The sequence below is a fragment of the Micromonospora chokoriensis genome, assembly GCF_900091505.1.
GTDB classification, from domain to species: Bacteria; Actinomycetota; Actinomycetes; order Mycobacteriales; family Micromonosporaceae; genus Micromonospora; species Micromonospora chokoriensis.
Genome location: NZ_LT607409.1, coordinates 4,330,662 through 4,343,323, shown reverse-complemented (window position 1 = coordinate 4,343,323; position 12,662 = coordinate 4,330,662). Strand labels below are relative to the sequence as shown.

Sequence of the window (12,662 nt, the reverse complement as noted above, 5' to 3'; positions counted from 1 at the left end):
CCCCACAGCTCACAACGGTCTACTCCCAGGAACTCTGCTGGGTGTAGACGAGGTTGCCGGGAATGACAGTGCCGTTGGTGTTCCACTCGGTGTACGCCCAGAAGTCGCCGTCGCCGAGCGGCTTCTTCGGCTTCAACGTGAACCCGTACGTCAGACCACGCTCCACACTGGTGGGCGCCTCCAGCGTGGCACCCGCGTAGGTGCCGTTTCGCCCGATGATGGCGTGCTTCAGTGCGAAGTCGACGACCGGGCCGCCGGGATACTGTGCGAACACGTACGCCGTGTAGCGCCCCGGCTCGGGCAGGAACTTGTAGGCCTGCTCCGCGCTGGTCCAGTACCTGTCACTGCTGTAGACGAGCTTGTCGCCCTTGTACAGGTACAGGTCGAGGTTCGTGTTCGGGTCGTCGGTGGTGGTCTCGACCACGATGCCCGCGGTGTTCGCCGGCACCGTGAAGTCGACAGTCTTCACTCCGGTGGCCGTCGGGTCGAACACGCCGCCGTAGACGCCGGCCGGCATCGAGTACGACGTCCGCTGCATCGGCGTGTAACCGGTGCTGCGGCCGACGAGAGGTCCGGTGAAGCCGGGCTGGAGCGAGCCGAACGCACCGTTGGTCATCCGGCCGAACTCCTCGCCGTCGTCGGCGTACGGTCGGGGGGAGATGCCCCACGGGCGGGCGGCGACCGGGATCCGGGCGCTGTGTGCCTTGCCCTGCCAGGTGATCGATCCGGTCACGTAGCGGTCCCAGGGCGCGCTGCCCCGACGCACGGTGATGGTCACCGTCTTGGACGTGCCGGGCTCCAGCGTCACCGATGCCGGGGACACGGTGACCTTCATGCCGGGCAGGCCGGACACCGACGAACGGTAGGTCTCCTTCGCCTTGCCCACGTTGGTCAGGGTGCGGGTGACGGTCACCGGGCGGGTGCCGTCGTACTCGCGCAACGAGACGGCCGGCAGGTTGAGTTCCTTGCCGTCGGGCTGGGCCGTCTCGCTGAACGTGACCAGTTCCGCAGCCGTCGGTTGGATGACCAGGCCGGGGTCGGTGGCCTTGGCCAGGTTGATGAACCCGCTGCCCTGCTCCAGGGGGTCGCTGGTGCCGACGGTGTCGGTGGCGGTGGTCCGCAGCGCGGAGGCGACGGTGCCGGGTGACCACTCCGGGTGGGTGGCGCGCAGGATCGCTGCCGCGCCGGCCACGTACGGCGAGGCCATCGAGGTGCCGGAGTACGCGTCGTAGTTCCGCCCGAAGTTGCCGGCCGGTGAGACCGCGGCGATGATGTTCGACCCGGGCGCGACGAGGTCGGGCTTGAAGACGCCGAGGGTCACCTTGTCCGGGCCGGTGGAGGAGAAGTCCGCCACGCTGGGCAGGCCGGGGACGCTGGAGCCGTCACCGCCGCTGCGCAGGGAGACCTTCGCGTCGGTGGGGTGGCGCATCAGGTAGTTGAAGAGCGTGCCGGCCTGCTTCTCGGTCGGCAGGTAGACCACCGGGAAGTTGAAGATGGAGTTGATCCGGTAGTTGCCGACCGGGTCGAACACCACCATCGCCGCGCCGCCCTTGGCCTTGATCTCGGCGGCGGAGCCGAACATGTCGGACAGCGCGCAGGCGACGACCTTGCCCTTGATCTTGGCCGGGTCGAGGCTGCCGGGCTCGCAGTAGACCGCACCCAGGTCGGGCGAGCCGGCCTGTTCGCCGAAGACCATCGGCCGCGAGTCGCCACCGGGCAGGGCGTCCAGCGAACCGCCGACGAGCTTCGTGCCGTCGCCCAGCTTGACCGTCGCCTCGTCGAGCTTCGTCACGGCCGCGCCGACGGTGGTCACCCACGGCGCCGCGTTGCTGATCGCCCCGCTGACGATGCCGGTGTTGCCCGCCGACGCCGCCACGAACACCCCGGCCAGCGTGGCGTTGAGGAACGCGATGCCGATGGGGGTGTTGGCCTCCCAGTCGCCGAGCTGGGAGCCGATCGAGAAGTTGATGACCTGCACGCCGTCGGCGACGGCGGCGTCGATGCCGGCGATGATGTCGGCGTCGTAGCCCATGCCACCCCAGAGCACCTTGTAGACGGCGATCTGGGCGTCCGGGGCAACCCCGGAGACCGGGCCGAAGCGGCGGCCGTCGATCGTGACGTTCGGCTGCGGCAGACCGGCAGCGGTGGAGGCGGTGTGCGTGCCGTGCCCGGACACGTCGCGGGCGGACAGGATCTCACCGTCGGGCACGGTGCCGCCGTAGGCCAGCCACGAGTCGGCGAAGTACCGCGCGCCGACGATCTTGCCGTTGCAGTGCTCGGCCACGAAGGCCACACCGATCTGGCAGGTGCCGCGCCAGTTCGCCGGGGCGGGCATCTTCCTCGCGAACGACGCGCTCTCGGGCCAGATGCCGGTGTCCAGGACGCCGATGACCATGCCCGCGCCGGTGCCGGGGCCGGGCTTACCGGGCTTACCGGGCTTGTCCGGCTTGCCGGCGGAATCCGCTCCTGCCGGTTGCTCCAGCTCGCCAGGAGCCGGCGTGGCCGGGGCGCCGGGGGCCGGCGCGGTCGGCGGAGGCGTCGGGGTGCCGAGCGCCCGTGAGGCGGTGACGGCGCGGACGCGCTTGTCCGCCCGCAACGCGGTCACCTGCTGGGTGGTCAGCTTCGCGGAGAACCCGTTGAAGGCGGTGGTGTACGAGGCGGTGACCTGTACCTTCGCGGCGGCGGCGACGGCGCTGCGCTGGGCGTCGAGGTGACCGCGGTAGGCCCGGGCCGGTGCCGACGTCACGTCCAGCCGGTCCCCCGCCTGCGGGCGGGTCCGCGCCAGCCCGGCCGAGCCACCGGCGTACGAGGTCAGGGGCTCCTCGGCCAGCTCGACGATGTACATGCCGGGGCGGGTGTCGTCCGCCGCGGCCTGCTGGTCGGCGGCCTTCCGGCCGCCCGGCCGGCGGTCGGCGCCGTCGGTCAGGGTGACCTTCTTGTCGGACCCGGCGGTGAAGTAGCCGGTGCTGCCGCCACCCGACGGCCCTGCGGGTGCCGCCGACGCCGAACCCGCGACGCCGGTGGTACCGGTGACCAGAGCGAGGACCAGCGTCGGTATCGCTAGTCTTCGCACCGTTGTTCCGCTCGTGCTGGTAGCCACGAGGCTCCTTTCGATGGCTCCTTTGTGGAGCGCTGTTCCGATCGCGACCCGCTCATGGGAGCGCTCCCCCACCTAAGCCGCCGATGGTTAATCGATGGTTCGGAGAGTGTTTCGGATCGCTGGTGCGTATAAGATCACGTTCTACGGGCCACGCCTAGATCATGTTTTGCCGAAGCCGCCGGCACAGCGCCCATCGCCGTTCGCGTTGCTCGACCGGATGGTCACCGAGTGGCCATGGCAGGTCGTCGGCGATCCGGTGGAGAAGCTCACCGCTTCCCGCGACGGGGTGGCCACGAACCGGGGTGCCGCCTGAGCCGGTGGCGCCTGGCCCGTGCCCCCACCCCCGCCCCCGACCGGCTAAGGTCAGGCGGCCAGGCCGTGACATCCGGGAGTCCACGGGGGAGAACCCGATGACCGATCTCAGCCACAAGCCGACCCTGACCGGACGCCTGGTCACGCTGCGGCCGCCGACCGCCGACGATGCCGAAGCCATGACCGCGGTCATGGCCGATCCCGACGTGGCCCGGCTGACCGGCAGTGTGACCAGCAGCGCGGATCTGGGAGTGCCTCCACCGTTGGAGCGCAGCCGCGACTGGTACGGCTCACGGGGCGCCGCCGACGACCGGCTCGACCTGCTCGTCGTGGACAACGCAACAGATCGCGTCGTCGGCGAGGTCGTCCTCAACTCGTGGGACCCCGACGCCCGCAGCGTCAACTTCCGCACCATGGTCGGGCCGGAGGGCCGCGGTCGTGGACTGGGCACCGAGGCCGCCCGGCTCGTGCTCGGCTACGCCTTCGACCAGTTGGGGATGCACCGGGTGGGGTTGGAGGTCTTCGACTTCAATCCCCGCGCCCGACACGTCTACGAGAAGATCGGCTTCGTCCACGAGGGCACTCGCCGCGACGCCCTGTGCTTCGACGGCGACTGGGTCGACGCCCACGACATGTCCATCCTGGAGCACGAGTGGGCTGACCGCCGCGGCGGCTCCTGACCGACATCACCGCGCGCACCGGCCCCGCCAGAGCACCGTGCACACCCCGGCCAGGGCCAGCCCGAGCAGCGGGGCGACACCCACACCGGCGATCGTGCAGGCCACCGCCACCAGCGCCGGCGGCACCCAACACCAGGCCGGCACGGTCCGCGGCACGCGACCACGCCGACGGGCGGCGGCCTCGGTCGCCATCGGCACCACCAGCACCGGCAGCGCGGCGGCCAGCAACGTCAGCCAGGGCAGCACCAGGCGGTCGAAGCGTGCCACCGCCAGCAGCCCGCCGAGCACCGCGACGGCGAGCATCGCCGCCCGCGCCGGCACCCGGGGCGTCAGGCCACGCAACGCCAACGAACCGGAGTACGTGGTGGTCAGCGCGGCGGCGAAGACCGCCACCGCGACGAACAGATTCGCGTACGCGGCCAGGCCCGATCCGGCGGCGAGGAGCGCGACCACGTCCGCCTCGCCGGTGCGCAGCCACAGGCCGGCACCGGCGACCACCCCGAGCAGCGCCGGCCCGATCAGCAGCCCCACGCACCACAGCAGGTCCCGCCGCCGGGCGAGGCCGACGCTGAAGTCAGGCGCGCGCAACGCGAACACCGCCGCGTAGCCGATCAACGCGGCGGCGTCGGCGAACCCACCGAAGGCCAGCCGGACGGGCGCGCCGGGCGGAGGCAGCACGGCCAGGCACCAGCCGACCAGCACCACAGCACTGAGCGTGGTGAGAACCGCGATCCGGTTGCCGAGTCGGGCCGGCGCCCAGGAGACCACGAGGACCGCCACCTCCAACAGGGCAGGCCCGGCCCAGCCCGGCAGGTGCGTCAACGCGGCCAGCGACGCACCGCCGAGCCCGACGTTGAAGCCGTTCCACCCGACCATCGACACGGCCAGCACCGCCGCCAGCAGCACCCGCGAGGTGGTCCCCAGGTACGCGGGCAGCACCGCGGTCAGCGTCCCGCCGTCACCGAGCGGCCGACGCAGGCCGATGCGGCCCTGCCCCCAGAGCAGTGCCGCCATCAGCGCCCCGCCGACCAGCAGACCCGCCACCGGCACCGCCCCGCCGTGCCGGGCGGCCATCGCCGCGCCGAGCACCAGCGTGGCGGGTGCGGTGCCGATCCCCAGCCACGCGCCGACCGCCGCCGGCCAACGCCGCGCGGCAGTCTCAGGCAACGTGACGCAGGTAGCCGGCCACCGCCGCGTCCAACACCTCGGCACCCGGGCGCGCCCACACCTCGGCGGAGAAGACCTCCACCTCGATCGGGCCGACGTAACCGGCCGCGTCCACCGCCTCGCGCAACCGGCGCAACTCGATGCACCCGTCGCCCGGCAGCGCCCGGCCGAGCAACACCCCCTCCGGCAGTGGCGTCACCCAGTCGCAGACCTGGAACGCGGCGATCCACTCGCCGGCCCGCGCGATCTGCGCGTACACCGTGTCGTCCCACCAGACGTGGTACGCGTCGACGACCACGCCGACCACCGACGGGTCGAACCGCTCGGCGATGTCGAGCGCCTGGCCCAGGGTGGCGATCACGCAACGGTCGGCGGCGAACATCGGGTGCAGCGGCTCGATCGCCAGCCGCACCCCGGCGGCCTCGGCGTGCGGGGCCAACTCCCCGATCGCGTCGGCGACCCGCTGCCGGGCGCCGTCGATGTCCCGGCTGCCGGACGGCAACCCACCGGACACCAGGACCAGCTCCGGGGCGCCCAGTGTGGCCGCCTCCTCGATGGCCCGCAGGTTCTCCGCACGCCAGTCGTCGGCGGAGAAGAAACCACCCCGGCACAGCGAGGTGACGGCGAGACCCGCGTCGCGGACCAGCTTCGCCGACCGGGCCAACCCGTACCCGACGACCGGCTCGCGCCACAACCCGATGCCCGGCACCCCGGCCGCCACGCAACCGGCCACCACGTCCGGCAGCGGCCACCGCTGGGCGGTGGCCTGGTTGAACGAGAAGCGCGCGAGACTCACTGGGCTGGTCTCCGCTCCCGACTGCGGGGCTCGCAAACCCGGCTCACTCCTCGCGCTCACTGGGCCACACCGGCAACTGTGAAGAACGCCCGCGCGCGGGCCGCCGCCAGGTCGGCGTCCGGCAACAGCCCGGCCGCGTCGGCCAGGGTGAGCAGGGTGGCCAGGTGCGCCGGGGACCGGCCGGACTGCGCGCCGCCGACCATGGTGAAGTGGTCCTGGTGCCCGGCCAACCAGGCCAGGAACACGATCCCCGTCTTGTAGTGCCAGGTCGGGGCCGCGAACAGGTGCCGGGCCAGCGGCACGGTCGGTGCGAAGATCTCGTCGTACGCCGCCAGGTCCCCCCGGTCCAGGGCGGCGAACGCGGCGGCGGCGGCCGGCGCGATGGCCGCGAACACCCCGAGCAGCGCGTCGGAATGCCCCATCTCGTCGCCCCGGATCAGCTCCGGGTAGTGGAAGTCGTCACCGGTGTAGAGGCGCACCCCGGCGGGGAGCCGGCGGCGCAGCGCGACCTCCCGGTCGGCGTCCAGCAGCGACACCTTGATGCCGTCCACAGTCGACTGGTGTGCCTTGATCAGCTGCACGACCGTGTCGGCGGCCAGGTCCAGGTCGGCGGCACCCCAGTAGCCGGTCAACGCCGGGTCGAACATCGGGCCCAGCCAGTGCAGCACCACGGGCTCGTCGGCGGCGCTCAGCAGCTCGTCGTACACCCGGAGGTAGTCTTCCGGGCCGCGCGCGGCGGCGGCCAGGTGCCGGCTGCACATCAGCACCGGGCGGGCGCCGGCCGCGCGGACGTCGCCGAGCTGTTCGAGGTACGCGGCGGTGACCGCCGCCAGTGTCGCCGGACCGGCCGGCAGCTGGTCGGTGCCGACCCCGGCGACGATCCGGCCTCCCACCGCGCGGGCCTCGGCGGCGCTGCGGCGGATCAACTCCCGGGTGGCCGGGTAGTCCAAACCCATCCCCCGCTGCGCGGTGTCCATCGCCTCGGCGACCCCCAGCCCGTACGACCAGAGGTGCCGCCGGAAGGCGAGGGTGGTGTCCCAGTCCACTGCCGCCGGGGCACCCGGCACGTTCTCCGCCGACGGGTCGGCGACCACGTGCGCGGCGGCGTACGCGATCCGGCTGGTCGCCGGCGCGGCCGGGCGGGCGAAGCCGCCGCCTCCGGTGAGCCGGTGCCGCCGGCCGCCCGGCAGCACCACCTCTGCCGTCACCGACGGCACCACCCCGGCCGTCATGAGCGCAGCTCCGGCACCTCGACCCGAACGCCCTCGCGGGCGGAGCGCAGCCCCACCTCGGCGAGTTGGACGCCGCGCGCGCCGGCCATGAAGTCCCAGCGGAACGGCTCACCGGCGACGACGTGCCGCAGGAACGCCTCCCACTGCACCTTGAAGCCGTTGTCGAACTCCTCGTTGTCGGGCACCTCGGCCCACTGGGCGCGGAAGTCCTCGGTGGCGGGCAGGTCCGGGTTCCACACCGGCTTCGGGGTGACCGCCCGGTGCTGGGCGCGGCAGTTGCGCAGCCCGGCCACCGCGCTGCCCTCGGTGCCGTCGACCTGGAACTCCACCAGCTCGTCGCGGTACACCCGCACGTTCCAGGACGAGTTGATCTGCGCGATGATCCCGCCGTCGAGTTCGAAGACGGCGTACGCGGCGTCGTCGGCGGTGGCCGGGTACGCCTGACCGGCCTCGTCAACGCGCTCGGGGATGTGGGTGGCGGTCACGCAGGACACCGCGCGCACCCGGCCGAACAGTTCCTCCAGCACGTAGTGCCAGTGCGGGAACATGTCGACCACGATGCCGCCGCCGTCCTCGGCCCGGTAGTTCCACGACGGCCGTTGGGCGGGCTGCCAGTCACCTTCGAACACCCAGTAGCCGAACTCGCCGCGCACCGAGAGGATGCGGCCGAAGAAGCCGCCGTCGACGAGGCGCTTGAGCTTGCGCAGACCCGGCAGGAAGAGCTTGTCCTGCACGACGCCGGTGCGTACCCCGGCCGCGTCCGCCGCCCGGGCCAGGTCGAGCGCCGCCGCGGTGTCCTCGGCGAGGGGCTTCTCCGTGTAGATGTGCTTGCCGGCCTCGATGGCCTGCCGGATCGCCTTCTCGCGCTGCTGGGTGACCTGGGCGTCGAAGTAGATCTCGACGTCGTCGCGGGCCAGTGCGGAGGTCAGGTCCGTGGTCCACTCGGTGAGCCCGTGCCGCTCGGCGATCTCGCGGAGCTTCGTCTCGTTACGCCCGACCAGGACCGGCTCCGGCCAGGCGGTCGTGCCGTCGGCCAGCGTCACGCCGCCGGACGCACGGATGGCCAGCAAGGACCGGACGAGGTGCTGGCGGTAGCCCATCCTTCCGGTCACACCGTTGACGATGATGCCGATCGACCTGCGGGTCATGGTGTTCCTTCCGTCGTGCTGGTCGTGCCGATCCGCGCTCAGTGGTTGGCGGCCGCGCTGCCGAGCAACCCACGCAGGTCGGTGGCGAGCCGGTCGAAGCGGGGATCCGACATCACCGACGCGTAGTCGCGGTGCGCCGGCAGGTCGACCGGGAAGGTGCGGATGATCCGGCCGGGCCGGGGGCTCATCACCACGACCCGGGTGCCGAGGAAGACCGCCTCGGCGATGGAGTGGGTGACCAGCACGACGGTGGTGCCGGTCTCCCGCCAGATCCGGTGCAGTTCGGCGTTCATCTGCTCCCGGGTCAGGGCGTCCAGCGCGCCGAACGGCTCGTCCATGAGCAGCACCGGCGGGGAGTGCAGCAGCGCACGACAGAGCGCCACCCGCTGCTGCATGCCGCCGGACAACTCGTGTGGAAGTGCCTTCTCGAAGCCGGTCAGACCGGTCATCTCGATCAGCTCGTCGGCCCGGCGGGACGCCTGCGCCCGGTCCATGCCGCGCATCTCGGCCTGGAGCAGGATGTTGGCCCGGGCACCGCGCCACTCCAGCAGCGCGGCCTTCTGGAAGACGAAGCCGATCTCCTTCTGCGGGCCGCGGACCGGGCGCTGCAACAGCGACACCGCGCCGCTGGTCGGGGTGACCAGCCCGGCGACGATCTTCAGGAGGGTCGACTTGCCGCAGCCGGACGGGCCGACGATCGTGACGAACTCGCCGGGCTCGATGTCCAGCGACACGTCGTCCAGGGCGGTGGTCTGGGACCAGCGGGACGTGAATCGTACGGTCACCCCGGACATCCCGATGGCGGTGCCGGTGGCTGCCGGCGCGGCGGTCACCGGGTCACCCCTGCTTCGCGTACGAGGAGTCCCAGTACGCGTCGGGCGCGCCCGGGTCCTTCAGCTCCGCGTAGCGGGACATCAGGTCGATGGTCTCGGTCCACTGGGCCTCGGTGTTCACCCCGGGCGGTCCTTCGCCGCCGAGCAGCGGCAGCACGAGGGTGAGTTGCTTGGTGAGCACCTCGGGCGCCGGCTCGTTCTCGGCGAGCGCGGCCATCGCGGTCACCGCGCCGGCCGGGTCGCGGGCGGCGTCGGCCCAGGACTTCTGGGTGGCCCTGACGAACTTGCGGGCCAACTCCGGGTCCTTCTGCAGGGTCTGGGTGTTGGCGATCAGACCGGTGCCGAGCAGGTTCATCCCGTAGTCGGCGAAGAGCAGGACGTCGACCTTCTTACCGGTCTTGCTCTCGATGGTGGGCGCCTGGTCGTGGAAGAAGCCCATGATGGCGTCGACCCTGCCCTCGGCCAGGGCGGCGATCTTGCCGGCGGCGTCGACGTTGACGACCTTGACGTCGTCCTTCTTCAGGCCGTTCTTCTCCAGCCAGGCCGGGAAGGTCGCGTAGAGGGCGTCGCCGGGGGTGCCCCCGACGGTCTTGCCCTTGAGATCCGCCGGGGTCCTGATGGTCTTCTCGGAGAAGAACTCCACCGAGGAGGGGCCCTTCTCCAGGTACGCGCCGAGGCTGCGCACCGGCATCCCGGTGGCCACCGACTTGAGCAGCACGGGGCTGTCGGCCCAGCCGAAGTCGGTCTGCTTCTGCGCGACCTGCTTGACCGTGTTGCCCGAGCCGTTGCCCGGCAGGATCTTCAGGTCGATGCCCTCGGCGGAGTAGTAGCCGTTCTGCAGGCCGTAGTAGAACGGGGCGTGCTCGCCGTAGGGCACCCAGTTCAGGGTCAGGGTGACCTGCTTCCTGCCGTCCGCGCCGGTGGTGCCGGCGGGGTCGTCCCCACCGCAGCCGGTGGCGGCGACCAGGAGGGCGGCGGTGACCAGGATGGTGGTGGCGGTGCGTTTCATCGGTGCCTCCGTGATGGGGTCGGTCAGGAGGTGGTCAGGGACACGCCGGCCCGGCGACTGGCGTGCCACGGGATGAGCAGTGCCTCGGCGATCTCGACCAGGACGAACAGGACGATGCCGATGGCGGACATCAGGATCAGGTCGGCGAACAGCAGCGGGGCGTCGAGGTTGCCGTTGGCCAGCAACAGGACGTAGCCGAGTCCTTCGCTGGCGCCGACGAACTCACCGACCACGGCACCGACCACCGCGAGGGTGACCGCCACCTTGAGACCGGCCATGAGGTGCGGCAACGCGTTCGGGAAGCGGATCTTGCGGAAGGTGCGCCACGGCCCGGCGCCCATGGTGGCGGCCAGGTCGAGCAGCTCCGGGTCGGTGGAGCGCAGGCCGGCCACGCCGGAGATGACCACCGGGAAGAACGCGATGAGCACCGCCAGGATGATCTTCGGGGTGAGGCCGAGGCCGAACCAGACCACCAGCAGTGGCGCGATGGCGATCTTCGGGATGACCTGTGCGAACAGGACGATCGGGTAGAGCGCCTTGTCCAGGGTGCGGGAGTACGCGATGGCGACCGCGGTCGCGAGGCCCAACGCGGCGGCCAGCACGAAGCCGAGCACCGTCTCGTACAGGGTGACCAGTGTGTGTCGGGCCAGTTCGGACCACTGAGCGGTCATCGTCTCCCCGACCTGGCCGGGTGTGGGCACCAGGTAGTTCGGGACGTACTCCTGGGCGGCCACGAACCACCAGGCGGCGAACAGGACCGCGAGCACCAGCGCCGGACGCCAGAGCGAGTCGGCGAAGACCGCCGCCCGACGGCCGAGCGTCGGGCGGGGCGGGCGGCCATCCGCCGTACCGGCCATCGTGGACGGTCGACCGCTGGGTACGGCGGTCGACCCGGGCGACGACGGGGAGCCGGCCTCCCGTCCGCCGGCCGCCTGATCGGCGGCGGCCCGCTGGCCCGCCGCGTCCAGAGAGTTCTCGATCACGCGGAACCTCCTCGGGTCCCGGCAGCGCGCTCGCGGAGCGGGGCCGGTCGGCGGATCAGGCAAACGCTTTCCTGGGAGCGTAGGCGGCACCCACACACCAGGCAAGGCCTTTCCTCGATGTATTCATCGATCGCCGACCCAGCCGGCGCCCGTCGCCCGAGATCGACTCGGCATCCGGAGGACCGGGCTGTCGGCGGCCTTCGGACACCCCGACTCCAACGAAGCCGAGTGGAGCACCCGCGGTCCGATCCGGACCGTCGCGAAGCACGGCGTCAGCTGGCCGCCGGGTAGGTGTCCAGCAGGCCACACATGCCCAGCCGACCCCGCTCGACCGGCTCGTCCACCGCGTACACCCCGGCCTCACCCAGGTGCCGCAGGTCCCCCCGCTCCAGGGCGTCGAGGTGGGCGCCGGTGGCGGCGGCGGCCCGACCCGCGCCGGACTCCCAACGCTGCCGCCACCGCGCCAGCAGCGGCTCGCGCAACGCGACCGCTGCGGCGTGGAAGGCGGCCAGCGCCGCCGGCCCGCCGGACCGCAGCGCCTGGAACCCGGTCACCGCCAGATCACGTCGGCGGTACGCGGCCCGCACGTCCGCCCCCGGCGCTCCCCCGTCGGGAAGTGCCGCCGCGGCGGCGTACGCGGCCGGATCGGCCAGCACGTCGGGCGGGAAGGTCAGGACCGCGTCACCGGCCTCCGGCAACCCGCTGTTCTGCATGAGCACCACGATGGTCAGCCCTCCCCCGTTGACCAGGCGGTGCACGGTGCCGGGCTCGAACCACACGACAGCGCCCGGCCGCAGTGGCGTCTCCCGGAAACCAGCGGCGGTCAGTGTCTGCACCGTGCCCTCACCGGCGGTCACCACGTACCCCTCGGTGCAGCACAGGTGCACGTGCGGGGTGCCGCCGACCAGCCCGTCCGGGGCGAGCGTGTCGTAGACGCGCAGCCGGGAAACCCCGATCCCACCGGGCAGCGGAGCCGACCGGTCAGTCATCGAAGTACTCGTCGGTGTCGTCCGCCGCCGGCAGCGACACCAGCAGCACGGTCAGGTCGCCGATGGCCCGGTGCCGGCAACCCGGCTTGATCAGGAACGCGGACATCGGTCGGGCGGGATGGCGGACGCCGTCCAACTCGACCTCGCCCTCACCGGCGAGCACGATGTAGTACTCGGTGGCGACCCGGTGGTGGTGGGTGACCGCGTCCTGCACCTGGAGCAGGTGCACGCTGGCCTGGCCGTCGCTCTCGGCGATGAAGCCTCGGCGGGTGGTCCCACACGAGCAGCGTCGGGCGGGTAGTTCGTCGAGTTGGAGTACCGCGAAGCTGTCGGACACGGCCGGGCCTCCCTGCGGGAAAGGGCTTTCTCTGCGGTACCGTGACGCTAGCCGGCACGACGAAACGCCGTCAACA

The 12,662-nt window shown here is 72.0% G+C and carries 12 protein-coding genes; 2 read left to right on the top strand and 10 right to left on the bottom strand.

Annotated features, from left to right (window positions below):
- Positions 1–19: 19 nt before the first annotated feature.
- A complete protein-coding gene (locus tag GA0070612_RS32835; RefSeq protein ID WP_269458265.1) occupies positions 20–3,073 on the bottom strand; it encodes a S8 family serine peptidase in 3,054 nt (1,017 codons plus the stop codon).
- A 193-nt stretch (positions 3,074–3,266) separates the two neighbouring features.
- On the opposite strand from GA0070612_RS32835, the gene GA0070612_RS31535 reads away from it, so the two are divergent.
- Positions 3,267–3,413: a hypothetical protein gene (locus GA0070612_RS31535; protein WP_157742554.1), complete on the top strand. Its 147-nt coding sequence runs from the start codon at positions 3,267–3,269 to the stop codon at positions 3,411–3,413.
- A 97-nt stretch (positions 3,414–3,510) separates the two neighbouring features.
- The gene (locus GA0070612_RS20000; protein ID WP_088989299.1) at positions 3,511–4,092 is read left to right on the top strand and encodes a GNAT family N-acetyltransferase; all 582 of its coding nucleotides are present in this window, start codon (positions 3,511–3,513) and stop codon (positions 4,090–4,092) included.
- A 6-nt stretch (positions 4,093–4,098) separates the two neighbouring features.
- Here the strand turns inward: GA0070612_RS20000 and GA0070612_RS19995 are convergent, their stop codons facing one another.
- From GA0070612_RS19995 to GA0070612_RS19955, 9 genes are all read right to left on the bottom strand, one after another.
- Positions 4,099–5,259 (bottom strand): SLC5/6 family protein, encoded by a 1,161-nt coding sequence (locus tag GA0070612_RS19995; protein WP_088989298.1) that lies wholly within the window; start codon positions 5,257–5,259, stop codon positions 4,099–4,101.
- A complete protein-coding gene (locus GA0070612_RS19990) occupies positions 5,252–6,055 on the bottom strand; it encodes a sugar phosphate isomerase/epimerase family protein (protein WP_088989297.1) in 804 nt (267 codons plus the stop codon). The genes GA0070612_RS19995 and GA0070612_RS19990 overlap by 8 nt, the downstream gene beginning before the upstream one ends.
- 56 nt (positions 6,056–6,111) lie before the next feature.
- Positions 6,112–7,287, bottom strand: coding sequence for a dihydrodipicolinate synthase family protein (locus GA0070612_RS19985; RefSeq protein WP_088989296.1), 1,176 nt, complete (start codon positions 7,285–7,287; stop codon positions 6,112–6,114).
- Positions 7,284–8,435 (bottom strand): Gfo/Idh/MocA family protein, encoded by a 1,152-nt coding sequence (locus GA0070612_RS19980; protein WP_088989295.1) that lies wholly within the window; start codon positions 8,433–8,435, stop codon positions 7,284–7,286. The genes GA0070612_RS19985 and GA0070612_RS19980 overlap by 4 nt, the downstream gene beginning before the upstream one ends.
- Before the next feature lie 38 nt (positions 8,436–8,473).
- Positions 8,474–9,229 carry an ABC transporter ATP-binding protein gene (locus GA0070612_RS19975; RefSeq protein ID WP_408630574.1) on the bottom strand — a complete coding sequence of 252 codons (756 nt, stop codon included), beginning with the start codon at positions 9,227–9,229 and terminating at the stop codon, positions 8,474–8,476.
- Positions 9,230–9,272: 43 nt separating this feature from the next.
- A complete protein-coding gene (locus GA0070612_RS19970; protein WP_088991633.1) occupies positions 9,273–10,277 on the bottom strand; it encodes an ABC transporter substrate-binding protein in 1,005 nt (334 codons plus the stop codon).
- 23 nt (positions 10,278–10,300) lie between these two features.
- The gene (locus GA0070612_RS19965; protein WP_197699196.1) at positions 10,301–11,260 is read right to left on the bottom strand and encodes an ABC transporter permease; all 960 of its coding nucleotides are present in this window, start codon (positions 11,258–11,260) and stop codon (positions 10,301–10,303) included.
- A gap of 272 nt (positions 11,261–11,532) precedes the next feature.
- Positions 11,533–12,249 (bottom strand): cupin domain-containing protein, encoded by a 717-nt coding sequence (locus tag GA0070612_RS19960; protein WP_088989293.1) that lies wholly within the window; start codon positions 12,247–12,249, stop codon positions 11,533–11,535.
- Positions 12,242–12,586: a cupin domain-containing protein gene (locus tag GA0070612_RS19955; RefSeq protein ID WP_088989292.1), complete on the bottom strand. Its 345-nt coding sequence runs from the start codon at positions 12,584–12,586 to the stop codon at positions 12,242–12,244. The genes GA0070612_RS19960 and GA0070612_RS19955 overlap by 8 nt, the downstream gene beginning before the upstream one ends.
- Positions 12,587–12,662: the final 76 nt, after the last annotated feature.